Origin of the sequence: Flavobacterium sp. GP15, assembly GCF_014281985.1 — a bacterium.
In the GTDB taxonomy this organism is placed as follows: Bacteria; Bacteroidota; Bacteroidia; order Flavobacteriales; family Flavobacteriaceae; genus Flavobacterium; species Flavobacterium pygoscelis.
On record NZ_JACFTC010000003.1, the window covers coordinates 321,707 to 345,096 of the forward strand.

A 23,390-nucleotide genomic window follows, 5' to 3' on the forward strand; every position below is an offset into this window, starting at 1 on the left:
TGGCTTTCTTATTTCAAGTCTGGAATATGAAAATGGAGTGTAAACGTATGAATTTCCGATTTTTATAGAAATGTGCCTATTTAATTTCTCGTTTCTTGAAGTGAGAAGGAGATAACTTGGTGTGTTTTTTAAAAAAAGCACTAAAATTGGCAGGTTCGTTAAACCCCAATTGGTAGGCAATTTCTTTATTGGTTAAACTGCTGAAAAAGAGGAGTCTTTTAGCTTCTGTAATGATTCGTGCTTGAATAAATTCTTTGGCAGTTTTGCCTACTTTGGCTTTAAATGTTCGATTCAAATGATCCGGACTAATAAAAAGCTGACTGGCATAAAAGCTGGTTGAATGTTCTTTTTTGAAATTTTGGTTTACCGCATTTTTAAAATTCCGAATTAAAGAAGCTCCGGAAATAGCAATATCCGATTCCATGGGATTGATTGCACAACAAGTATTGCATGCAATTAGTATTAATTTTAAAAACGAGCCAATGGATAAAAATTTCATTGCAGCATTACTATCAAATAGTTCGACTATTTCATTGGCGAAATTTTCGATGCTTTCAAAATCTTTGCTTTCTAGTTGTAACGGTGGACTTTGTCCGTAATTTTGAAATAGGTTTAAGCTTTCTATAAATGAGATTGGAATGGAGTTTTCAACTAAAAACTGGTTAGAAAAGGTCATCGAAAACCCCTCAGATTTTTCTTTCTCAATTACTTGATGTACTTGTCCTGGAGCAATAAAAAAGATTTGATTTTCAGACAATTCATAGGAATTAAAATCTATTTTATGAATACCTTTTGCTTTATTGATAATTAAAACAGAATAGAAATTATGCCTATGTGGTTCATCTACTTTACCGTTTCGAAGCTTGTAAATATCCTGCATTTTAGCAATACTAAAATGAAGATTTTCTTGGTTACTATTTATGCTTTTATAGGTTTTTACGGCAGTCATTACTAGCTTTAATTAGAATCTTAAAAGGAGGTGGGTATTAATTATACTTTTGTTTCAATTCTTCGGTCGGGAACCAGCCACATTATAGCAACGATTCCGTAGAAAATTAAAGCTACCCACGGAAAAATAAATGCGGATGCAATTCCCAAGAGGTACAATGCCATTGATATTTTTCCTTTTCGATCTGAACCAATAACTTGTCTTAAAGCAAATTGGTCGTCGTGGAATTTTATAATTATGGCTTGTAAAATAAAGTACGCTATCGCACAAAAAAGCAATACTACGCCATAAGCCATGACAGGCAAAAGATTTGTATAATTTTCTCCAATCCAAGCCGTGGTAAATGGAATAAGGGAAAGCCAAATGAGGAGATGCAAATTGGCCCACAGAATTTTACCGTTTACTTTTTCGGTAATTTGAAAGAGGTGATGATGGTTATTCCAATAAATTCCAACGTAAATGAAACTGAAAATATAACTGATAAAAACAGGCGTTTTTGCAAGTAAAGAGTTCAAATCCGTGTCAACAGGAGCTTTGAGTTCCAATACCATAATAGTAATGATAATTGCCAAAACGCCGTCGCTAAAAGCTTCTAGTCTGTTTGTTGTTATTTTGAAGAAAGAAATTACGTGAAAGAGAAAAGCGAATTTAGTAATTTCTGAATTATAAACAACATCTATGTCGATGGTGCATAAAAAAACGGTTAGAAAAACAAAGTGTCTTTCTAACCGCTAAAATTATAAGTCCATCCATCTGATTACCCATAAACTTGGCTTCAGACAAATCCTATTTTATTTAATTCTCAAAAACCGTTTTACCGTCTTTTGTCAAAGTAAGGTGATCGCCTTTTCCTCTCAATTCGTATTGGTCATTTTTATACCAAATTCCCGAAGCTGGTTTTTCGCCAACCAAATCAATTTGTTCACCACCGTTTAAATACGCTTTTACGGTATTTTCAGTATTGTTGAACGTCAAATCTAAAGTTTGTCCGTTTTTATCTTTTAAGGATTGTGAACCCATTTCGTCTTTGTGTTCAAAAACGAGTTTACCATCTTTTGTAAGTTCTATATCGTTTCCTTTTCCTCTCAGTTCGAATTGTTCATTTTTATACTAAATGCCAGAACCTTATCGTTGGGCTTTTAATTCGCTGGTCTCACCGTCAAAATTGATTGTGGCAGTACCATTGCTATTGTCAAATTTCATTTCTAATTGTTTGCCTTCTTTGTTGGACAAAGTCGATGTAACAACGTCTTCATTTTTAACTTCTACCGCTTCTGTTGTAACCACGCTCTCGTCTTTTTGAGTTTTTTCCTTACAAGAAGTAACTATTAATGCGGTCAACATTGCGAAAGTCAAAATTTGTTTTTTCATTTTATATATAGTTTTAATTTTGATAGTTGTATTTCAATAACTGTTCTAAAAATTTTAGATTATTTAAAATTTAAAAATAAAAGCTATCTTATTACTTTGCTTAATTTTTTCATCTTATGCGACAGTTCAAAAAGATCGGTTAGCAGAATGTGGACTAAATCTTCGCTCAAAACACCACGTTTTAAATCTTTTGGAATTTCACCACGTTCATCAACCTGAAAATCCAACATATATTGTTTTTTGTAATACACTTTAAGCTCGTTGAGCTTTTCCACGCTTCCTTCTAAATCATTGAGTGCTTTGTTGGAATTTTCTACAAGCAAAGTCAATTCGTCCAGAATATTTTCCATTTTGGTAACACGATCGGTTAGTTCACTCATCTGTTTTAAAATAAATAGGTTGATATTGTAAACTACAAATATAAGGACACTTTAGAAAAGCTAAATCCACAAAAACTAAATTAGAATACAAAATACTATCAAACGGCGATTCCGTTAAGAAACTGCTAGCTAAAAGCGGCTGTATACTATATAAAAACAAATCAAAATGGTCTGAAATTAGCGAAGTGATATCATGAGCATCAAATAAAAATATAAAATAGCAATAGAACCAAACTAAAAGAGCTAGATTCTTATTTAAATTATTTCTTGATATTAAAAAAACATACCAGCTATGTTATGACTTAAGAAATATTATTTAGAATAATACCGATAAAATTTACGATCTGAGCAAATTAGCTAAATGGCATTAAAAGGTAGCTCAAGCTGAGTTTAAATCATTTAATATAATATCTAGATCAATACAGAATCATTATCAAACAATCTTAAACTATTTTGATAACAAAAGCACCAATGCTTCAGCGGAATCTTTAAATACTAAAATAAAAGCTTTTAGATTTCAATTTAGAGGAGTAAGCAACATAGCGTTTTTCCTTTTTAGGCTAACTAACATCTATGCCTCTTTTTTATACTTCACAGGTTTTCGGTATAATCCAAAATTTTCAACATTTTATAAAAGCTTAGAAAAGTACAAAAACAAAAAAGCCTAAAAATCAAAAGATTTTTAGGCAAGATAAATTTTGTGGGGAGAGTAGGATTCGAACCTACGAAGACGTAGTCAGCAGATTTACAGTCTGCCCTCGTTGGCCGCTTGAGTATCTCCCCTAAGCCTTTGAGTACAACAATTGCTTGTTGTTAGCGGTGCAAATATAGAAACAGTTTTTGTTTCTGCAAACTTATTTTACACTTAATTTTACTATTATTTTTAACGTATTGGTATTGAATAAAATAAAAAAATCTCCACTAGGGAGATTTTTTATTTTTGTATTAAATGGAGCTTTTATTTCGCTAAAAGTTCGATTATTTTTGCTCTTAATTCATCACCTCTTAAATCTTTTGCTACTACATGTCCTGATGCATCAAGAATAAAAGTAGCAGGAATAGATTCTACATGATATTGTTTTGCTATTGGTTCATCCCAAAATTTTAGATTAGAAACTTGTGTCCAAGTTAATCCATCTTTAGCGATAGCTTCTTTCCATTTGGCAGCATCTTTATCTAAGGATACTCCAATAATGTTAAGACCTTTAGCATGTAATTCTTTGTAAATTGCAACAACGTTTGGGTTTTCTTGACGACATGGTCCACACCAAGATGCCCAAAAATCTACTATTGTTACTTTCCCTAAACTTTCCTTAAGTGAAATTACTTTACCTTCTGGATTAGGAGCTGAAAAATCTGCTCTTCATTTACCGTCAGTTGTTGGTGCAGATGCTCCAACACCTGTAGGTGCTTTTAGTTCAGTTAATTTTGCTTTTATTGCTTTACCTGGTTTAGTATTTTTCAATGACTCTTCTAAACTATTGTATAATTTTTCAGATTTTGCAACATCTGCTGTTGGATCATTTAACATCCCTTGAATAATCAAAGCAGAAATAAAAGATTTTGGGTGCGTTTCAGCATAAGTTACATATTTAGCTTTTGAAGTAACACTCACTTCTTCTTGCAGTTTATTGAATTCTTTCATCAAACCATTGATTACCACAGTATCTTTAGATTGTTGAGCAGCATTCATAGCTTGCATGTTTTTATTTTGAAAATCCATTAATTTCTTTTGGATCTTAGTAGTTTCGGCAACAAATGAAGTATACTCATCATTATTATAGGTACCGGTAACTTTAGAATTTTGAATACTATCTTTGTCAATCGTGATTTTTACCTCACCATTTTCAAGTATCAAAGGAATTTTTGCTTGAGCACCTTCTAATTGAATCATGTAAAATGCAGGCTCAGTAATTTTACCTTTCATTTCAAATTTACCATTTTCAACTTTTACAGTATCTTTAGCTAGTAATCCCATACCGCTTTCATCTTGTGTTTCTAAGATGATTGTTTTACCATTTTCAATTCCTGTTGCAGTTCCTGTAATGATGTATTCGTCTTTACCAACTTTGCTACAAGCGATTAAAACTACAGCTGCCGAAAGCAATAAAATTATTTTTTTCATTATTAATTAGTTAATTGAGTTAAGTGTGCAAAAGTATTTAAATTTATCAAAATTCAAATGATTTTTGAGCCTAAAATTTTGTTATAATTTACTATGACTTAAGTATTGTTTTTTAGGGTTTTACATTATTCTGTAATTAGATTTTTTAAAGTTGTTAAATGTTTTTGTAATTCATTCAATAACATCAATTCATATTTAGTTTTATATAGAGTAGGGTAGTAGAATTAATTTAGATACTATTTTTATAACTAATTTAAATCTGTAAATTTCAAACATAAAAAAAGCATCCCGATAAGGATGCTTTACTATTTTTATACTTTTAAAAGAGAATTAATCTTGATTGATTGTTTTTCTCCAAGTAAAAGAATTTAAAATGTGTCTTTTTGCAAATCTTCCAGGAGAATCAGCATTAACCATTTTTACATAGGTTGCTTTAGGAACACTAATGTATTCATAAACACTACCATTTGAAAAATTAATGATTAATCTACCTTCAACAAACTTATAATCTGAAATAGTTGAAGTTGATATAGTTTCAGTATATTCAGGTAAGTTCAGTTTTGTAGTTTCTGGATTGATGCTTACTAAAAAGTGGTAGGCTTCAATAATTTTTTTACTGTTTTCTTCTGCTGCTTTTAATCCAGCTTCATCTCCCTGAAATTTATCAGGATGTGCTTCTTTCATCGCATTGCGATAAATGGTTTTCAAATCTTTAAGCTCTGCAGTTTTGTCTACATTAAGCAGTTTGCGGTATTCAACTATTTTTTTCATAAATAAGGTAACTACTTGTCTTTTACTATAAAATCAATATAATTTGATTTCAAAATCGACAAATTTTTTGCAAAGGTACACTTTTTTTTAATTTTTTGGTTTATGCCAAATAATTTTTAATAAAAAAGTCTATTTTACAAGATTTTAAAAGTAAGAAATTAAATAAAACTTATTGTTGCGGCTTATTATTCGCTTTATCGAAATTTTTTGATTTCTTTGGATATTTATTATAACTGATGTCACTTGGATTTTCAATGATAGATTTTATTGTAATCCATTCTCCAACAGCATATTTGGTAGCCATTCTATAGTCTAATAGATATTCACCACAAAAAAAGTTGTTGTTTTCATCTTTTTCCATTATTCCGGTGTAAACCCCTTTTTGCAACATTCTTTCTTCAGAAGCTTTAGTCATAATCAATTTGTTTAAAATAATTCTTGGTGGCAAAGTTAATGAAATATTGTTTGTCTAACTATGATTTACTCTTTCTGATTACCTTTGTAACATGGAAAAAGATTTTCGCCCAAGTCCTAATTCGTTTAAGAATACTTTTTGTGTATTTGATGAAATGCCTTTGGATGCCATTAATCATTTAAAAATACAGTATAACAGTAAGTCTGGAAGTACGTATTATTACACTAAATCTGGTATGTTTCGTTTGTCTAATCATTGGGGAAGACTGGCAAATAGTAAATGGCGTTTAGAGCCTTTAGAACCAGAAACGGAATCAAAATTTAAATTAGGATATGCTTCTTGGGATCATTTTTATCCTGATAATGCTATCGATGAACTGTATTATTTAGAAGTGAATTTTGTAAAAAAAACGACAAATTATCAACATAAAAATAATCCTATTTACAATAATAAAGCTATTTTAAGAACTAGTTCTGATACTACAAAACGAATTAAACAAGTTCGTAATCTATTAAATTTAACTTCTTGGGCCAAGTATTTTGATTGCGATGATATTGATCTTTTAAGACAAAAAATCATTAATGATCTAATTTATACCAATAAGACTTTAGAAGAAATAAAAAAACAGTTCAGCTAAAAAAATACTATAACTTCGAACTTTTAATCACTGGATGCAATTAGAACTAAGTCGTTTACTGTTACAGGTTTAGATAAGTATCCCAATATGTTTGCATAGGTTTTGGATCTGTTTTTATCTTCAATAGCTATAGAAGAGCTTACGATGTAAACAATAATATCTTTTTTTAGTTTTGGTTTAATTAATCCCATTTCTTCCATAAATTCCCACCCATCCATTATAGGCATGTTTATGTCTAATAATATTATATCCGGTAAATCAGAATTATTTTTTAATGAATCATTTAAACTATCAATTGCCTCTTTTCCATTTTTAAAGGAAGAAGTACTAGAAAACATCTCTGATCGTTGAATTATCTTGTTGATAATAATTTGGTAAATAACATCATCGTCAATTACCCAAATTGATTTTTTTGTCATTGAATATAAATTTTAAATGTACTTCCTATATTTAGTTTACTTTCTACAGTAATTGTTCCTCCCATTGCATCCACTTGATTTTTTGTGATAAATAATCCAATACCTTTTGAATCTAAATTATCAGTAAAGGTTTTATACATCCCAAAAACTTTATCGCCATTTTTATCAAGATCAATTCCTATTCCGTTATCCGAAATTTCTAGTATTTTTATATTATTTTCCATTAGTAAACTAATAACAATAATAGGTTTTCGATTAGGATGTTTGTACCGAATGGAGTTTGAAATAATATTGTACAAGATGCTCTCTAAATAAGCAGGATTATAATTGATTAAAGTATTTTTAGGAATGTTAGTTTTAATAATAACTTCATTACTTGAAATTTGCTTTGATAATATAGTAGTAACTCTATTAATATAATCTTGCAAGTTCAGGGGTTCTGATACTAAACTAATGTTAGTTCTAATGTTTATTACTTCGTTGAGATGCAACATGGTTTCGTCAAGCGAACAGGATACTGTTTTGAGTAAAGTCATCATGTCATTTCTTTCTTTTTCAGACTCTGATGATTCCATCAAAGAAACTATAGATGAAATATTGCTGGTATGTGATCTTAAATTATGCGAAATAATATAAGAAAAATTCAACAACCTTTTATTTTGTTCTAAAACTAAATCAAACGAAGCATTTAAATCTTTTTCTGCTTCTTTTGTTTTAGTTACGTCAATCATAATACCGCGTAAACTAACTGGTTTACCATCTTCAAAAACAATATGAACAATATCTCTTAACCAAACTATAGAGCCATCTTTGGCAATCATTCTATATTCGAAATCATGATTCAAATTAGCATCTGTTTGTATTTTTATATAATTCAATACCCATTCTTTATCATCGGGATGTATGTGATCAGGCCAAAAAGATTTATTATTAATCCATTCCTCAGGCATATATCCTAAGAGATTTTTTACTTTTTGACTTACAAAATTATACGTAGCACTTTTAAGGTCAAATTCCCACACAATTCCATCAATTGTGTTAATTAATGATTCAATTCTTTGTTGTGCTTTTTGAATAATATTTTCGTTGTATTTCTGAACCGTAATATCTTCTGTAGAAACAATCGTTCTAGCCAAAGATTCCTCATAACCACGAATTACACTCCATCTTAATTTTACATCTCGTAGTTCTCCTTTTGATGTTTTTATTAATGTGTCTGTTATTAATTGATTTTCACCTTGTGTTATGGCAAAAATTTGCTTCTTAAAATCAATGATATATTTTTCATCTATAAGACTTGTAAGGCCTTGTGTTAGCTCATCTTTTGTTTTAACGTCATGTAGTTCTAAGCACATCGAATTTACATCAATGATTTTTACTAATGAAATGCATTTTTTAACCACTTCTGGATGTTCCTGCAAATAATAAAATACGGTTTCGGGATTTTCACCAATAAGATTTAATTTTTCAAGATAGTTTTTTACTTCAGAGAAATCTTTTTCCCATAAAGCAATTGGGTATTCTTCAAATAAACTTTTAAAACGGATTTCACTTTTTTTAATTAATTCTTCTGCTTCCTTCTTTAACGAAATATTTTCTATAATTGCAATATGGCTAATTACTTTACCTTCTTTCTTTAAAAGTGGCGAAACAGTGAGATTAATCCAAATTATATTTCCTGATTTCGTAATGTAGCGCTTCTCTATTGCATAATTATTAGTTATACCTTCTCTAAGTTTATCAATATTTATCAAATCTTCACTCAAATCATCAGGATGAGTCAATGTTTGATAATTTAATTCCTTAATCTCTTTTTGCGTATATCCTAATAATTGACAATATTGATTATTTACTTGGATAAATCTACCTGTAAACGAGTCAATGTGAGCTATTCCTATCGCTGCTTGATCAAAAATAGCTTCAAATTTTATTTCAGAATTAAGTAATTTATTGGCTTGTAAACTTACTAAAGATTGTAATTCTTGGGGAACTCTTAATAATTTAAATATTAAAAATGCAAATAACGCCGCTAAAAAAAATCCAATGATACCTGGAATAATTATTTGGTACTGAAAGTAATTCTGCTTTTTGGATATAATATATAATTTCCAATCGCCATCTGGTATTTTTAAGGAAATATTGAAATGATTGGAAAAATCACTTACATTTGGAAGGTAAAATGTTTCTTTTTGGTTAACAGTATTATATTTAGAAAATTGAAAGTAATATTTAGAATTATCAATACCATCAACTCCTGCTGATTTTAAGAGCGTCTCTAATTTTATTATCACAGCTGAAAATCCCCAAAATTTGTTGTTCTCAAAAATAGGCAATCTTCCTACAATTCCAATTCCTCCTTGTTTTAACTTTAGAGGTCCTGCAAAATACATTTTCTGAGTTTGAATCGATTTTAAAGCCTCTTTTTTTAGATAAGGATCTTTTAAGATATTCAGATTCATTACACTCTCATTTCCTTTAATAGGATAAGTGTATTTTATAATTCCTTTTGGCACCAATTGTACCGTACTGATATTAGAATTAGATCGAATTAATGATTTTCCTATAGAATCAAAATCCTTAGGAATACCATGGTCATCAATAGTTAGCGCCAGTGTTAAAGTTGCAGTGTAGCAGTTTTTTAATGATTGTTCTATATTTTGACGAATAACATGAAGAATTGTATTCATTTCTCGTTGATCATCCTCTTTGGTTATTTTATACTGCTGAAATACAATAAAACTAACTATATAACTCAAAAATAAGAACGTAATAATGCCTGTAGTTTTTGGTCTGTCAAAGAACCATCTGATGAATATGTTGTGTTTTTTTTGGTATTCCATTTAGCAGCAGTAGGATTTAGGAAACTTCAACATTTAGTTAAAAAAATAAATATAAAAAAAAATACAATAAATAAAAATATCATTTATAATTATTTTGCTTCTTTTCTAATCATTTAGTAAAACAATAATTATTTTACTGCTTTATTTCTTTAAAGTTAACATAAATAACTGCAACAGAATAAAAAAAATAAAATTTATCAAATTAAAACCAATTTAAATTTAATAATTAAGCCGAACTTTGCCCAAAAATTTCAGTACAATAACTGAGTTTATAATTTAATAAATCGAACAATGGGTAGAAATAACGATAGAAATATAAAAAAACACAACGATAAATTGCATAAAGCGCAAGATAAAGTAAAACAAGCAGAGATACTTAGGAAAGAAAAGCTAAAAGAAATTGCTAAAAAATTTAATGAACAAAAGTCTTCTGAAAATAGTTAAAAATAAAACTCATGGAAAAAAGTAAGTTTAATGAAATAAAAAATGGGGTACAGAGTATCATTGATTTTATTGCAGAAAAAAACGCAAAAGAAGCTGGAAATAAACTAGTTGAAGTTAGTGAAGAATTAGATGAGTTATTAGATTTTGCTGAAGAAGACGATGAACTTATGGAAATAAGTAGGTATCAAGTATTACTTAATCAATTGCACCAAAAGATTGTTGGTCTAAATGGTCAAACAACAAGTTTAAATTAATTTTTCAACTTTCTATGAATTTAGTTTTATGTTATTGTGGTTCTTCAAAAAAATTTGAGGATTGTTGTGAACCAATTATTCATGGAATTACAAAAGCAAAAACGGCAGCGGAATTAATGCGTTCTCGATATGTGGCTTATGTTATTCATGACGCCAATTATTTGATGTTAACTACTCATATTTCTCAAAGAGCTTTCTATACTAAATCTGAGATATTACATTGGGCAATAACGAACAAGTGGTTAAAATTAGAAATTATAAAAAGCACTGAAAACACAGTCGAATTTAAAGCTTATTTTTTAGATAGTTATCTTAAAAAACAAACGCATCACGAACTGTCTACTTTTATTTACGAAGATGAAAAATGGTTTTATAAAGATGGAATTTTTTTTTAGGTAAAGTATTTTGTAAAAACCTCTTTTAAATTAATTTCAAGAGGTTTTTTATAAAAGGTAAATTACTACTATAATTGATGAAATTCAGAATTAAAATCTTTATTTTCTCATAAAATAAAATTGATATAAAGGCTATATAATTATGGTTTTAGAGTAATATACTTAATTTTTATTTTTTATAAAATTACTCTTTTGGTATAAATTGGTTAAAGTCAAATCCTTGCAAATAGGAAATTTTCCAAACTCCGTTTTCTTTTTCTGCTTCTACCTTGTATTCAAATTGATCTCCCCAAGTCCATTTATAAGTTGCTTTATTATTAATAATTTTTATATTTTTTAATGATATTTTCCCCCAATAATCTTCTGGATTATCTTGACAATTGCACCAAGGATTAGCATCATTACCATAGGGTGGAAGATCGCCTATATAATAAACAAGTGTTTTATTGCTCATTTTTTGATCAATTGTAAGTACAATTTTTTTATAATTTTCAATAAAACCCTTCGTAAAGAAATTAGTATTTATCAATTCAATTACTCTTTTTTCATTAAGTTCTAAATCTAATTTGGTGTAAATAGTGTCGGTTTTTTCTTTTTGTAAAGGAACAAAATCTTCAATAGAACTTTCAGTTTCTATCCATTTGTAAAGATCGCGTGTTAGTTTTTCAAGTTCAGCAACATCGGTTGTTTTTTCTAAATTATTTTCCTCAATTTGGTTTGAATTATCAGACTTTTTATTGTCTTTACAACCCAAAAAAAAGAATAGAACTAATATAATAATTGGTTTAATATATTTCATTATGGTTTATTTAAACTTTTATAAGATCAAAAAAATGATTAAAAATCAATAATTTATATTAATTAGTATTCAAAATTTATTTATTAAGAGTGAGATTTAATTTAATATTTCAATTGCTTTTATTATCAAAGGATCAATTCCATTTTCGATATCTTTTTTTGAATTTTTCAGTTTAATTTTTGCAGGAACTCCAATTCCTTCTAAAGGTATTTTATCAATAGAATAATAAATTTGATTGGAAAGAGTGAAAGAAATTTTATGATACAAATCAGTGCTAAGCATATCGGATAGCATTCCTGCTGTATTTGTTCCCAGCGTAGTTACGTTTTTTTGCTGATAGAGAGCAATGGTAAAATCTTCGGCTGAACTAGCTGTTTTATCATTAGTTAAAATTACTACAGGATTTGCATAATTCACTCCCTGGTTAGGTGTTATATAAATAGGTTCTAATGTACTTATTGCATCATAATTACCTTTTATTCGTACTGCTTTGTAGTGGGTTATTTTCTTTTCATTCGCCAAGCGAGTAGCAAGTTCCAAACCGCCATGACCACCACCATTTGCTCTAATGTCTATAATAATTCCTTTAGTTTTAGAAAATGAATTTAAAATACTATCAAATAAGGATAGCATCAGTTGGGTGTCTTCAATCTCTTTTTTATCATCATAAATACTTTCAAGAGATCCAAAACAGCGTGAAATTCTGACAAATCCTATGTCTGAATTTTGTGATACATAATACAAATGTTCATTATTTACAATAGGTCCGATTCCTTTAATTTCCGAAAAGCCATTTTTTTCTAGCGTTTTAAAACTAGTTTCCCAAAGCTCTTTTTCATGACCTTTAAATTCTTCTTTAAACACCGAAGGTTTCTTTACTTTATATACTATCTGATCTTTTTTGGAGATTGATATATGACCATCTTTCAATGGAGCAACCATTTCGCTAAATAATTGTATTAATTCCTTTTCCTTGGTCTTGCGGTTAACTTGTGGTCTAAATATTTTATAGGTTTCATCCCAATCAACTCCTTTTAATTTAAAAAAAGCATAATTATCTTTGAAAGTGATCCAAAATTTTTCGAAATTTTTTTCAGGTCTGCTTAAATTTTTTTCTGTTTGGCCTTGAATACTAAAACATAAGAGCAGCATTAGGGTTAAAAAACTAATTTTTATTTTCATTAAATTTCTTTAATTTATTGGACTAATTTTAAATGTTAGGTCTATCGGTAATAACCTTAAATGTATTGAATTGGATTTATGAAATTGAATTTTAATTATTTTTTAATGTATTTTTTTACTTTTTGATTTATTTTTCCAAAAATAGAATTTCCTTCTTCGTCTTTCATTTCAATTTCAATTTGATCTCCAAAACGCATAAATGGAGTAATAGCTTGTCCCTGTTTTATAATTTCTAAGCATCTTACTTCGGCTAAACAACTAGAACCATTTATACTTCCTTCATTGGCCACAGTTCCCGAGCCAATTACAGTTCCCGCCATTAAGGAACGAGTTTTTGCAGCATGCGCAATTAATTGACCAAAATCAAATGTCATGTCAATTCCTGCATTTGGAGAACCAATACATTTTCCGTTTAATGTAGAATATAGAGGTAAATGCAATTTTCCTTTTGTCCAAAAATCTCCAAGTTCATCAGGCGTAACTACTACAGGAGCAAATGATGTCCATGGTTTAGATTGATAAAATCCAAATTGCTTTGAGAGTTCATTTGGAATTAAATTTCTTAAAGAGACATCATTAATAATTGTAATCAATTTGATGTGACTTAATGCTTTTTCTGCAGTAGTTCCAGCTGGAACATCGTTGGTAATAACTGCTATTTCTGATTCAAAATCAATTCCCCAATCTTCATTCTCAATCTCTATGTCATCATTTGCTCCAATAAAAGCATCAGACGCACCCATGTACATTAACGGATCTGACCAGAATGATTCTGGTAAATCTGCATTTCTAGCTTTACGAACCAATTCTACATGTGTTACATAAGCGCTTCCATCTGCCCAATGATAGGCTCTAGGAATTGGTGCTAGTATCCTTACAGAAGAAAGATCAAAACTATTAGTTATTTTGCCAGCGTTCAAATTTTCATAAACTGTTTGTAATTTGCACTCTGTTTCGTTCCAATTATCAATTGCAGCTTGCATTGTCACTGCAATTTCAGTTACTTTTACTGCTTTTGTCAATTCTTTATTTACAACTACTAATTGTCCGTCCCTGGTGTTATTATCGATTGAAGCTAATTTCATGTACTTTTATTATTTTATAAATAAGTTTTAAAAAATCGGAATTGTAATGAAGATTCCATTAAAGGAAATCTAAATTTATTTTAACGAAAATACAATAAAAAAGGAATTTATTAAAATCATAATGCTAAAAAAGTAATCTTTATAATACGTTTTTTACAATGTTATTTTTTAAATAAATAATATGTTGTTGTTTTATAAGTTGTTATAATTACAAATTAACCTATTTATTTAAATCAAGATGATATCAGAAAATATAAAAAATGAAATTTATACTTGGATGCTATCTAATAGAATTTTATAGAGAAGCTTCTTTTTTTTGATTTCTTTTTTTTCTATCGATTAACAAAATAACCCAAGTACCAACTAAAACTAGTAAGATAATTATTTTGGTTGTGTTCATTTCTGGAAAGAAATTATTTAATGAATGAAAAGCCGATACTGCAAGAAAAGATTGTGTGCTGTCTGCTACTTTTCCAATTCCCCAAGAGGCTAAAACTAATATCCCAAAAAATAATATATTGCCACTAGACATCTCGAAATTTAGGTGCCAAATAAACCACAAAATGGCAACAATTATAATATTTAATAGTTTTGGTAATGATCTTAGCTCGTGTTGCAGGAATCCTCTCCAACCGATTTCTTCTAAAAGACCGTATATTAAAATGGCAAAAATAGGAATAATTGAAAAAGTTCCTTTTGTAAAATATTCTACTGTCAATATCAAAATAATTGGAAAAATCCAGTATAAGATAAAAGGAATAATAAGGTTTTTATAATTCCCTTTCAGAGTTAATTTTGGTTTTATTTTAAAAATTGAAAAAGCAACAATAGCACCAATAGCTGGACCAAAAGCCTGTAAAATTACTTTTATAAATTCACTATTAACGTTGTCTAATATTGTCGTTTTATTAGATAAATAACGCAAACCTATGGCGATTGTATAGAAAGTGATAATAGCGAAATAGTTAATTTTGGTTTTCATAAGTTAAAGTTTTAATTACATTTCAAAATTAAAAATTCCATTTTTCTAAAAAATTGACTTTGGGTAAGAAATTAAAAATTAAGATAATTTTTTTCTTATTCTACTTAAACTTTCTGCGGTTACTCCAAGATAGGAAGCGATTATCTTTAAAGAAGTTCGCTGAAAAATTTCTGGACGCTCTTTAATTAATTTTAAATAGCGTTCTGATGGTGAAAGGGTGAGTAGATTTATTTGTTCTGATTGCTTCCTAATGAACATCGCATCGGATATTGCCTTTCCAATAAACAATCCTTTGGTCGATTTTAAATACAAAGAATTTAAATCTTGGTGGCTTATAGACCAAATTAAGGAATCTTCTAAAGCTTCTGTTTTGATTATTGTTGGTGATTGCAATAAAAAGGATAAATATTCACTAAAAATCTGATTCTCATAATATAAATTAATGCAAACCTCTTTATCGTCTGCAAGTACAAAATGCGCTACAGAACCTGAAATAAGAATATTTATATGTTTTTCAGTTTTATTAAAGTGTTTGATAATTTCGTTTTTCGAAAACTTACGTGGCTGAACATATTTAGAAAATTCAGTCCATAAACTTAAATTTGCAGGATAAAACGGGTCAAATATTTCTTTTATTCTCTCTGCTGTTGGTTGCTCCATAAAATTTAGTTGTAGGAATTATCAGTTTATTGTTTTCAAAAATAGCGCAATTATAACTTTTAAAATATTTTTTTTAGAGTTTTAAACTATTTATAAAAAAGTCAAAAGAAAACCGATCAAAGAACCTCCTAAAACTATAAAAGCACTATTTATATTTCTATAATTAAATGTTATTATTATACTTATTAAAGCAATCAATATTGTTCGCCAGTCTACTATTGTTTCTTTTCCCATTTCTAAACAAATAGCAATGATAAATGCTATTGAAGCTACATTTACAGCATCCAAAAAGACTGAAAATAATTTAGAATTTCTCATTTTCTTCACTATTGGATTTAAAAGAGCTACAAAAACGAATGAGGGTAAAAATATTGCAAAAGTCGAAAGTAACGCACCAGAGAAGCCTTTAATTTGATAACCAATAAAAGTAACCGATGAAAATACTGGACCAGGTGTAAACTGTCCCACAGCAATTGCATCAATCAATTGAGTTCGTGATAAAATTCCTGTAGCTACCAATTCTGCATCTAGAAAAGCAAAAAGGACATAACCACTTCCGTATAAAATCGCACCTATTTTAATAAAAATCAGGAATAAATTTAAATTAGTAATCGGAGTTAAATGAGTAGTTGAAAATTCAAAGAAGCTTATTGGTAAAATAGCATTTACACTATTATTTTTATTATTTTGTAATTGATAAATGACCAATGCTACGATTCCAGCACCAAACATTAAAATTAGTTCATTGTATTGTAATAATGAAAAAAACAATACAAATCCTCCAATAATAGTTAATTGAATCGTCTTTAAGGATTTTTTTGCCAATGGAAAAATAGCCGAAAGGATAATGGCTATAATAGCAGGTTTTATTCCATATAAAAATGGTTTTATTTCAGGTAACTGTCCATATTCTTTGTACAAAACTGCAAAAAGCAAAGTAATAATGACTGCAGGAAATATAAAACAAAATCCGGCAACAAGTAATCCTTTCCAACCTGCTCTTTCATGTCCGATATGTATCGCCATTTCAGTGCTATTTGGTCCCGGAATTAAGTTTGTTGCCCCAATTAAGTCAAGAAAATGCTGTTCGCTTAACCACTTTTTTTTAACAACTACTTCATTTTGCATCATGGCAATATGTGCTGCGGGACCTCCAAAACCAATAATACCAATTTTTAAAAATAATTTAGCTAGTTCTTTCAAATTATTCTGCTCGTTCATTTATTTTTTATATGAAATATTGTTTTGAGAATGTTCTTATTTTCAAAATTAAAATTACATTAAAATCATAATTGAACTCTAACAAGAATAATTATTTGTTTTTACTGTAATCACTTTTTTTAAAGTAGTCTTAAATAGAAGTTTTTATTTTTAAGCGATATTTTAAATTTTTATTGTCACATTTCTTTATTGTTATAAATGCTTTTCGACCATCTATTTTTTAACCAAAAAACATTTTCTACAATTGATGTTTATTACTTTCTGATTTGGATAAAACGTCATAGGAATCCCAAAATTTAGTAGTTTTAAAAGTCAATATTTTGAGGATTTTTTGAATTAAAAGTCATCTGAAATTATAATTTTTATCAGGAATTTTTCATTTTCAGCTTTAATATTTATTTTTTAGTTTGGACCAATTTTTTCGACAATTTCAATTTGCCCCTTGTGATTTCCTTTCCTGAAAAGGAGTAGCGCTAATCCTATTGTAAACATAAAACAACTTACTAACATTAAATTACCATTTTTTAATAAGAAAAAAGAAATGCCAACAAGTGGCGCACCTACAATAACCATTAGTGAGCTAATTGTGTTTGTTTTAATAAAATTTAAAGCATGAGTTGCTAGTCCTATGAAAAGTAAAGAAGGTCCAATTATAATAAAAGGATATAAAATTAAAGGAGTATTGCTTATATGTTGTTTTAACTCATTTCTTGCAGTATCGTTGTCTCCAAAACTCCATAAAATAAAATCAATTGTACAAAGTCCAATATGCGCTATAACTCCTAAAGATGTAAAAAAAGAAGCTACTTTACTAATATTATTTCTAGGAAAAATAGAATTAAAAGATAGTAAAAATACAGCTCCAACTAGATTAAACCAATGTGCCCAGTCAACGTATTTTTGTGTATTTAAAGAGATTTGCGAGAAAAATATGTAGCTCGAAAGGAAAAAGAATAAACCAATTAAACATTGTATTTTCACTTTGCTCATAAATTTAATTTTTGAATTTAATTATTCCTTATTTTGTGTTTAATTTTCATTTTAAGATTAAACTTCACATAAATTAGTAAGGTTTTTAGCTTTTGGGTAATTTTTATCCTACTATTTATTACAAAAACGAAGATAGGAATAAAAACTTTAATTTCATTAAATCCTCAATCTCGACAAAAAGGTTTCAAGTGTTTAGCAAATTATTTTTTACCATTCCAATTTTATTATTTCAACAATTATTCTGTTTTATCGTAATTCGCTCTTGCTTCTTTGAATTCGTTGACGGAATTTGCAATCCAAAACCAAAGCGGAGTAACCAGAACTAATAAGCCACGTCCTAGAGAATTCAATTCATATTCAACTCTTGGCGGAACTTCTGGATAAAAAGTTCTTGAAATTAATCCATCGCGTTCGAGTTCACGAAGCGATTTTGTCAACATCTTTTGACTTATTCCATTAATATGTTTTTGCAAATTAGAAAATCGCATTCGCCCATCTATTCCTAAAGCGTGTATAATGTAAAGTGACCATTTGTTTCCAACATGATTTAATATAGCACTCTTAATATCATCAGTATCTTTATTCAAAACTTTACAAATAGAACCCCAAGCAATTTCTATTTCATCATCATTCATTTGATTATTCATCTGTTTTATGTATTACTTTTCGCAATAATTTTATCTCTGGTATAAAGGTAACTTAATATAGCTAGAATGTTATTTTCTGGAATTTTATTACAGATATTTATAATTGTAAGTTTTAAATATAAAGTACGGCTGTTAATTAATATCTAAACTTTTTAATTTTGAGATTGGTATTCAAAATACTAACCTATTGGTTACTAACACACTTTTCGGTGCCTTATTGTCTTAACATCTTGTTTTTGATACCTTTGAAGTTGAGGAATTTTATTTGTAAAGTATAAAATTTGCAAAAAAATAATGTATTCCAACTAATAAATTTTATAAAGAGATGGAAAATAAATCAGTTTTAATTTTGGGAGCTGGTGAACTAGGTTTACCTGTAATCCGTAATATGGCAAAAAAAGCAAAAAATTATAATACAAGCATTACTGTGCTGCTTCGCCAATCAACTATTGATATAGAAGAGGTTGAAAAGAAAAAAGATGTTGACGAATTGAAAACGATGGAGGTAACATTGCTAGCTGCAGATCTTACAGCCCCTTCATCAGAATTAGTAGCTATTTTTAAAAATTACGATGCTATTGTTTCCTGTACAGGATACGGAGCCGGTGCGGGTGGATTTCAGATAAAATTAGCCAATGCTGTATTGGAAGCTGGAGTAAAACGATATTTTCCTTGGCAATTTGGCGTTGATTTTGAAATTATCGGACGTGGAAGTGCACAAGACTTATTTGATGAACAGTTAGATGTAAGGGAAATTCTTAGAGCGCAAACGGGTACAAAATGGGTTGTTATTTCAACAGGATTGTTTACCAGTTATTTGTTTCAACCGTTTTTTGGTGTGGTAGATCTCGATAAAAAAGTCGTGAATGCACTAGGAAGTTTAGATACTGCAGTAACGGTTACCACTCCGGATGATATCGGAATGTTAACTGCTGAAATATTTTTTGAAAAACCAGAAATCGAAAATAGTATTGTTTACATCGCTGGTGATACCATTACTTACGGACAATTAGGCGATGTTATAGAGTCATTGTCAGGACAAAAATTTGAGCGTACTGTTTCTGATTTAGATGAATTAGCAAAAGATTTAAAAAATGACCCAACAAATTTTGTATACAAGTACAGATCTATTTTTGGAGAGGGAAGAGGTGTGTCTTGGGATTACAACACTAGTTTTAATGCTAAAAAAGGAATTAAAACGACTTCTGCTAAGGAATGGGCAGAAAAGAATATCGATTGGAGCGAAAGTATTAAAATTTAATTCTCATTGATTTTATTTAAAAAAGCTGAATTACATTTATGTTGTTTCAGCTTTTATTCTTCCAAAAAACAGCTATAAAAATATTGATGTTTTCATAATTGAGCACTAATAAACATGCAGGCTTTAAGTCTGAAAATCAAATCTATTGACTTTAGCTCCATATTGTTTTAGTTTTAGTAATTTTACTTTCGTTGATTTTGAAACCCTTGAGTTATTATTTATAATATTAATTTGATTACTCGTAAGTTCAAAATTAAAATTGCTACAGAGTAAAATAATATAATTGGAATCAATTTATATGAAATATTATTAATAATTAAGTTTAAAATAATAAAACAACCGCTATATAAAAAGGATATTGAAAAATTTTTAATTTTTACTTAATAGAAAATCACGATTTATTAATTTATACAAATAATTAATTTTGAATTGATTATATGCATTTTTAATATATTCTATTAGTATTATATTCGTGATTTTCTAGTTAAATTGCAACCAATAGTTTTCGGCTTGGCGATGTGATGAAAATAGAAGTTCAAAACTTCATCTTTATACCGAAGTTCAATTGAAAAACTGAACTTGAATTTAACACAAAATCCGCCATATCAACATACGCAGGGTGGTGGCAGTACTATATTTTAACAATTTCAACTCTTCTGTTTTTTGCTTTGCTTTCTTCTGTGTCATTCGCTATTAAAGGCTTTTGTGCACCATAGCCAATACTTTTTAGCCTTTTGGCATTAATTTTTAATGCTACCAATTTTTTAAATACTGTATTTGCTCGGTCAGTGGATAGGATTTTGTTGTGGCTGGCATCGCCCGTATTATCGGTATGTCCTTAAATTGAAACTTTGAGATTTATATCGTTTTGCATTACTTTCGCAATTTCGGATACTGCCGTGTTTCCATCATCTTTTAAGGTAGCTTTGTCGGTGTCAAAATTAATATACAATATTGCTTTTCCTGTTTTGTCTAATTGCTTTTTAATTTCATCGGCTTTTAGAATCGAAATAGTCTGTTTAAATCCTTCTTCTTGGATAACAGTAAAAAATATTTCATTGTCTCTATCGTGAATACTTAATTCAAACCAAATGTTTCCACTTGGAACCTTAAGTAAGAATTGTATGTTTTTTCGTGAAAGGTCATTGTTTAAATCTTCAAAAGAAGCTGGGTTTTCTTTGCTAATCAAATCCTGGGCTTTCTTATTATATACTCCTTCATAAATTTGAATACCTCCCAATTTTTTAATAGCATTCTCATAACTTTTTATTACAAATGACTTTTCATACTCATTTTTATTGTCCTCTTTTTTTAAAATCTTACTAAAAAAATATTTTCCACCTATTTTGGTTACTAAGCTATCATTAAAACAGAAATATTTTTCTTCATAATTTTTACTCTTTTCATTATTGTATACATAACCTTCGGGTGAAGACAAATACGGAAAAGTGCCTATTTCTTGTTTAGATACAGGGATTTTGTTGATGTCGAAAGTTGTAATTACTTCTGTGTTTTCGAATCTTTTTGTCTTTTTCGAGGTAGCTTCTGTTTGTTGCTCTTGGGAGTTCTCTTTGTTTTCCTTTTGGTTGCAGGCATTAAATAAAGACATTAGAGATATTGATAGAATTAAAGATTTTTTCATTTCTTATGACTTATTTATTGAGCCGTAAATTTATCATAATCATCTTTGATGTGTGTTAACTGATGATTAAGCTTCCATTTAATTGTGGATTTAAGAACTTAATGCAACAGTTGGTCTTTTTGGTTAATAATTAAAAGTACTAATGTAGCTTGTAACGTCCTGAAATAGGTTGACAAATTTTTATTGTGTTTTCAATTAAAATTTACATAAATAATTTATTTATTCCTACGTTATGATTTATTGGGTAGATTAGCCTTTAAAAGGACACTATTAGGTGTTCTTACTTTTAAGCTTTTATATGGTCTTAGTGTATTGTAAATTTTTAAGGTACGTTTTGCATTTTTACAGCTATTGTTTTATTTGGCATAGTTTCATTAAGTCCAAATTCATATTACAATGTTTTGTTTAAAACTTCACCTAAATAACTATTTAAAAAAGTTTTTAATTCCGTTAAAAATAATAAATACCTTTCTTACTTTTTTGGATTTCCGGACTATCACTCTTCTTTAACATTATTTTGTAATTTGTATTAAAATTCATTATTATTGTATGATTATAAAATAATTAAACTCAAGCAGAATTAAATGGCAATTAACTTACAGAAAGGACAAAAAATTGATATTGGTTTATCCAAAATAAGTATAGGATTAGGTTGGGATCCAAATGAAGGAACTGGACAAGATTTCGATTTAGATGCTTCAGCAATAATGATTAATTCTGATCGTAAACTACTTGGAGAGAATTACTTTATATTTTACAACAACCTAAAATCTCCCGACGGATCTTTAGAGCATACTGGAGATGATCCAACTGGTGGAAATAGTGATGGAGATGATGATGAAGCTATAAAGGTTGATTTAAGTAAAATTGACGCTAGCGTTCAGGAAATCCTTTTTGTAGTAACAATTGAAGACTTCGAAAGAAGAAAACAGAATTTTGGACAAGTTAGAAATTCATATATTAGAATTGTTGACGATTCAAATGGTCAGGAAATTGCCAAATATGAATTAGACGAAGACTTTTCTATTGAAACCGGTGTAGAATTTGGAAGATTATACAAAAGAAATAATCAATGGAAATTTGAAGCTTCTGGAATAGGCTATAGAGCAGATTTAGGCTTTTTCTTAGAAAAATATTATTCAGGCGAGATTATCAAATAAACTAAAATTTAAATTTTATAAAATATGGCTTCGCACACAAATGTGAAGCCTTTTATTTAACCTAAATTTTATACATTTTTTAAAATACAAACTTTTGAAAATAAATTATGAAAACTACAGCCATCTTTCTTTTGATTTATGGCTTACACTAATAAAATCACATCCAGAATTTAAGCAAAAAAGGAATTTATTATTTAAAGACTTCTTTGAAATTGATCATGGAATTGAAAAAGTAAATGAAGTTGTTCGCTATTATGATGTACTGTGTAATGCTATTAATGAAAAAAATGGGCTAAATATTGACACGTACGAAATTTATTATCTAATTTTAAGCGCTTTGAATGTGAATATTGATAAAAATGGGGCAGACCGACTATTTCAATTTTACAATCATACTGAGGAATTATTTTTGGAATATAAACCAGTATTACTTTTTTCTAATATTCAAAAAATGTTTGAAGAAATTACGAATCAAGGAATGTCAATAAATATTTTGAGCAATACAGGATTTATAAAAGGCAGAACATTAAGAAAGCTGTTAGAATATTATAAGTTGAGTCAGTATTTTACATTTCAGATTTATTCTGACGAAGTAGGATTCTCAAAACCAAATTCGAAAATTTTTCAATTGGTATTTGATGAAATAAATAAATATAAAAAAGTAGAAAAAAAAGATGTTTTGCATATTGGCGACAATGCTTTTGCCGATTACAACGGAGCTCAGAAATTTGGCTTTAATGCACATCTATTAAAAATTTAAA

Annotated in this window: 26 protein-coding genes, 1 tRNA gene and 3 pseudogenes; 8 read left to right on the forward strand and 22 right to left on the reverse strand. The window is 28.7% G+C overall.

All coding sequences use genetic code 11. From position 1 onward, the window contains the following. Nucleotides 1-76: 76 nt before the first annotated feature. The 5 genes from H2650_RS09365 to H2650_RS09385 form a co-directional block, all read right to left on the reverse strand. Complete coding sequence (locus H2650_RS09365; RefSeq protein ID WP_188050537.1) at nucleotides 77-949, reverse strand: AraC family transcriptional regulator; 873 nt, start codon at nucleotides 947-949, stop codon at nucleotides 77-79. Nucleotides 950-990: 41 nt separating this feature from the next. Then, complete coding sequence (locus H2650_RS09370) at nucleotides 991-1,560, reverse strand: TMEM175 family protein (RefSeq protein WP_188050596.1); 570 nt, start codon at nucleotides 1,558-1,560, stop codon at nucleotides 991-993. A gap of 184 nt (nucleotides 1,561-1,744) precedes the next feature. Continuing rightward, on the reverse strand, nucleotides 1,745-1,969 hold the full coding sequence (locus tag H2650_RS09375) for an MliC family protein (RefSeq protein WP_188050538.1): 225 nt from the start codon (nucleotides 1,967-1,969) through the stop codon (nucleotides 1,745-1,747). 105 nt (nucleotides 1,970-2,074) lie between these two features. Continuing rightward, complete coding sequence (locus H2650_RS09380; protein ID WP_188050539.1) at nucleotides 2,075-2,320, reverse strand: hypothetical protein; 246 nt, start codon at nucleotides 2,318-2,320, stop codon at nucleotides 2,075-2,077. Between the two features lie 83 nt (nucleotides 2,321-2,403). Then, on the reverse strand, nucleotides 2,404-2,700 hold the full coding sequence (locus H2650_RS09385) for a DUF4298 domain-containing protein (protein WP_188050540.1): 297 nt from the start codon (nucleotides 2,698-2,700) through the stop codon (nucleotides 2,404-2,406). A 386-nt stretch (nucleotides 2,701-3,086) separates the two neighbouring features. On the opposite strand from H2650_RS09385, the pseudogene H2650_RS15785 reads away from it, so the two are divergent. Beyond that, nucleotides 3,087-3,368 (forward strand): annotated as a pseudogene (locus tag H2650_RS15785) (transposase); the annotation flags it as partial. Between the two features lie 33 nt (nucleotides 3,369-3,401). Here H2650_RS15785 and H2650_RS09395 read toward each other — a convergent pair. The 5 genes and pseudogenes from H2650_RS09395 to H2650_RS09415 all read right to left on the reverse strand — a co-directional run bounded on the left by H2650_RS09395 (nucleotide 3,402) and on the right by H2650_RS09415 (nucleotide 6,011). Then, nucleotides 3,402-3,483: transfer RNA gene (locus tag H2650_RS09395), tRNA-Tyr, on the reverse strand. A gap of 175 nt (nucleotides 3,484-3,658) precedes the next feature. Then, a pseudogene (locus H2650_RS16015) lies at nucleotides 3,659-4,045 on the reverse strand (peroxiredoxin family protein); the annotation flags it as partial. Between the two features lie 18 nt (nucleotides 4,046-4,063). Further along, nucleotides 4,064-4,825 (reverse strand): DUF4369 domain-containing protein, encoded by a 762-nt coding sequence (locus H2650_RS09405; RefSeq protein WP_188050541.1) that lies wholly within the window; start codon nucleotides 4,823-4,825, stop codon nucleotides 4,064-4,066. Nucleotides 4,826-5,155: 330 nt separating this feature from the next. Continuing rightward, on the reverse strand, nucleotides 5,156-5,596 hold the full coding sequence (locus H2650_RS09410) for a KTSC domain-containing protein (protein ID WP_188050542.1): 441 nt from the start codon (nucleotides 5,594-5,596) through the stop codon (nucleotides 5,156-5,158). A gap of 169 nt (nucleotides 5,597-5,765) precedes the next feature. Continuing rightward, nucleotides 5,766-6,011, reverse strand: a complete 246-nt coding sequence (locus H2650_RS09415) for a hypothetical protein (RefSeq protein WP_188050543.1) — start codon at nucleotides 6,009-6,011, stop codon at nucleotides 5,766-5,768. 91 nt (nucleotides 6,012-6,102) lie between these two features. On the opposite strand from H2650_RS09415, the gene H2650_RS09420 reads away from it, so the two are divergent. Further along, nucleotides 6,103-6,648, forward strand: coding sequence for a hypothetical protein (locus tag H2650_RS09420; protein WP_188050544.1), 546 nt, complete (start codon nucleotides 6,103-6,105; stop codon nucleotides 6,646-6,648). A gap of 23 nt (nucleotides 6,649-6,671) precedes the next feature. Here the strand turns inward: H2650_RS09420 and H2650_RS09425 are convergent, their stop codons facing one another. Further along, entirely contained in the window at nucleotides 6,672-7,067 is a 396-nt protein-coding gene (locus tag H2650_RS09425; RefSeq protein WP_188050545.1) for a response regulator, read from the reverse strand. After that, nucleotides 7,064-9,907 carry a PAS domain S-box protein gene (locus H2650_RS09430; protein ID WP_188050546.1) on the reverse strand — a complete coding sequence of 948 codons (2,844 nt, stop codon included), beginning with the start codon at nucleotides 9,905-9,907 and terminating at the stop codon, nucleotides 7,064-7,066. The genes H2650_RS09425 and H2650_RS09430 overlap by 4 nt, the downstream gene beginning before the upstream one ends. A gap of 291 nt (nucleotides 9,908-10,198) precedes the next feature. On the opposite strand from H2650_RS09430, the gene H2650_RS09435 reads away from it, so the two are divergent. The 3 genes from H2650_RS09435 to H2650_RS09445 are packed head-to-tail and all read left to right on the forward strand — an operon-like array spanning nucleotide 10,199 to nucleotide 11,000. After that, complete coding sequence (locus H2650_RS09435) at nucleotides 10,199-10,351, forward strand: hypothetical protein (RefSeq protein WP_188050547.1); 153 nt, start codon at nucleotides 10,199-10,201, stop codon at nucleotides 10,349-10,351. 11 nt (nucleotides 10,352-10,362) lie between these two features. Beyond that, the gene (locus H2650_RS09440) at nucleotides 10,363-10,605 is read left to right on the forward strand and encodes a hypothetical protein (protein ID WP_188050548.1); all 243 of its coding nucleotides are present in this window, start codon (nucleotides 10,363-10,365) and stop codon (nucleotides 10,603-10,605) included. Nucleotides 10,606-10,619: 14 nt separating this feature from the next. Further along, a complete protein-coding gene (locus tag H2650_RS09445) occupies nucleotides 10,620-11,000 on the forward strand; it encodes a YchJ family protein (RefSeq protein ID WP_188050549.1) in 381 nt (126 codons plus the stop codon). A gap of 184 nt (nucleotides 11,001-11,184) precedes the next feature. Here H2650_RS09445 and H2650_RS09450 read toward each other — a convergent pair whose 3' ends face one another. The 8 genes from H2650_RS09450 to H2650_RS09485 form a co-directional block, all read right to left on the reverse strand. Next, nucleotides 11,185-11,799, reverse strand: coding sequence for a hypothetical protein (locus H2650_RS09450; RefSeq protein ID WP_188050550.1), 615 nt, complete (start codon nucleotides 11,797-11,799; stop codon nucleotides 11,185-11,187). Between the two features lie 96 nt (nucleotides 11,800-11,895). Continuing rightward, nucleotides 11,896-12,981, reverse strand: a complete 1,086-nt coding sequence (locus H2650_RS09455; RefSeq protein ID WP_188050551.1) for a S41 family peptidase — start codon at nucleotides 12,979-12,981, stop codon at nucleotides 11,896-11,898. A gap of 95 nt (nucleotides 12,982-13,076) precedes the next feature. Next, nucleotides 13,077-14,066 carry a fumarylacetoacetate hydrolase family protein gene (locus tag H2650_RS09460; protein WP_188050552.1) on the reverse strand — a complete coding sequence of 330 codons (990 nt, stop codon included), beginning with the start codon at nucleotides 14,064-14,066 and terminating at the stop codon, nucleotides 13,077-13,079. 295 nt (nucleotides 14,067-14,361) lie between these two features. Beyond that, entirely contained in the window at nucleotides 14,362-15,048 is a 687-nt protein-coding gene (locus tag H2650_RS09465; protein WP_188050553.1) for a CPBP family intramembrane glutamic endopeptidase, read from the reverse strand. A gap of 78 nt (nucleotides 15,049-15,126) precedes the next feature. Continuing rightward, nucleotides 15,127-15,708, reverse strand: coding sequence for a Crp/Fnr family transcriptional regulator (locus H2650_RS09470; protein WP_188050554.1), 582 nt, complete (start codon nucleotides 15,706-15,708; stop codon nucleotides 15,127-15,129). A gap of 90 nt (nucleotides 15,709-15,798) precedes the next feature. Beyond that, nucleotides 15,799-16,929, reverse strand: coding sequence for a chromate efflux transporter (gene chrA, locus H2650_RS09475; RefSeq protein WP_188050555.1), 1,131 nt, complete (start codon nucleotides 16,927-16,929; stop codon nucleotides 15,799-15,801). 402 nt (nucleotides 16,930-17,331) lie between these two features. Continuing rightward, nucleotides 17,332-17,919: a hypothetical protein gene (locus H2650_RS09480; RefSeq protein ID WP_188050556.1), complete on the reverse strand. Its 588-nt coding sequence runs from the start codon at nucleotides 17,917-17,919 to the stop codon at nucleotides 17,332-17,334. 236 nt (nucleotides 17,920-18,155) lie between these two features. Beyond that, entirely contained in the window at nucleotides 18,156-18,566 is a 411-nt protein-coding gene (locus tag H2650_RS09485; RefSeq protein WP_188050557.1) for a helix-turn-helix domain-containing protein, read from the reverse strand. A gap of 325 nt (nucleotides 18,567-18,891) precedes the next feature. Here H2650_RS09485 and H2650_RS09490 point away from each other — a divergent pair, with 325 nt between their 5' ends. After that, nucleotides 18,892-19,827 carry an aromatic alcohol reductase gene (locus H2650_RS09490; protein ID WP_188050558.1) on the forward strand — a complete coding sequence of 312 codons (936 nt, stop codon included), beginning with the start codon at nucleotides 18,892-18,894 and terminating at the stop codon, nucleotides 19,825-19,827. Between the two features lie 631 nt (nucleotides 19,828-20,458). Here the strand turns inward: H2650_RS09490 and H2650_RS09495 are convergent. Further along, nucleotides 20,459-20,653, reverse strand: a pseudogene (locus H2650_RS09495) (OmpA family protein); the annotation flags it as partial. Between the two features lie 12 nt (nucleotides 20,654-20,665). Continuing rightward, nucleotides 20,666-21,469, reverse strand: coding sequence for a hypothetical protein (locus H2650_RS09500; RefSeq protein WP_188050559.1), 804 nt, complete (start codon nucleotides 21,467-21,469; stop codon nucleotides 20,666-20,668). Between the two features lie 584 nt (nucleotides 21,470-22,053). Between H2650_RS09500 and H2650_RS09505 the strand changes: the two genes are divergently transcribed. Together H2650_RS09505 and H2650_RS09510 are read left to right on the forward strand one after the other, a co-directional pair. After that, nucleotides 22,054-22,629, forward strand: coding sequence for a TerD family protein (locus H2650_RS09505; RefSeq protein ID WP_188050560.1), 576 nt, complete (start codon nucleotides 22,054-22,056; stop codon nucleotides 22,627-22,629). A gap of 94 nt (nucleotides 22,630-22,723) precedes the next feature. Then, nucleotides 22,724-23,389 (forward strand): HAD family hydrolase, encoded by a 666-nt coding sequence (locus H2650_RS09510; protein ID WP_188050561.1) that lies wholly within the window; start codon nucleotides 22,724-22,726, stop codon nucleotides 23,387-23,389. Nucleotide 23,390 lies beyond the last annotated feature (1 nt).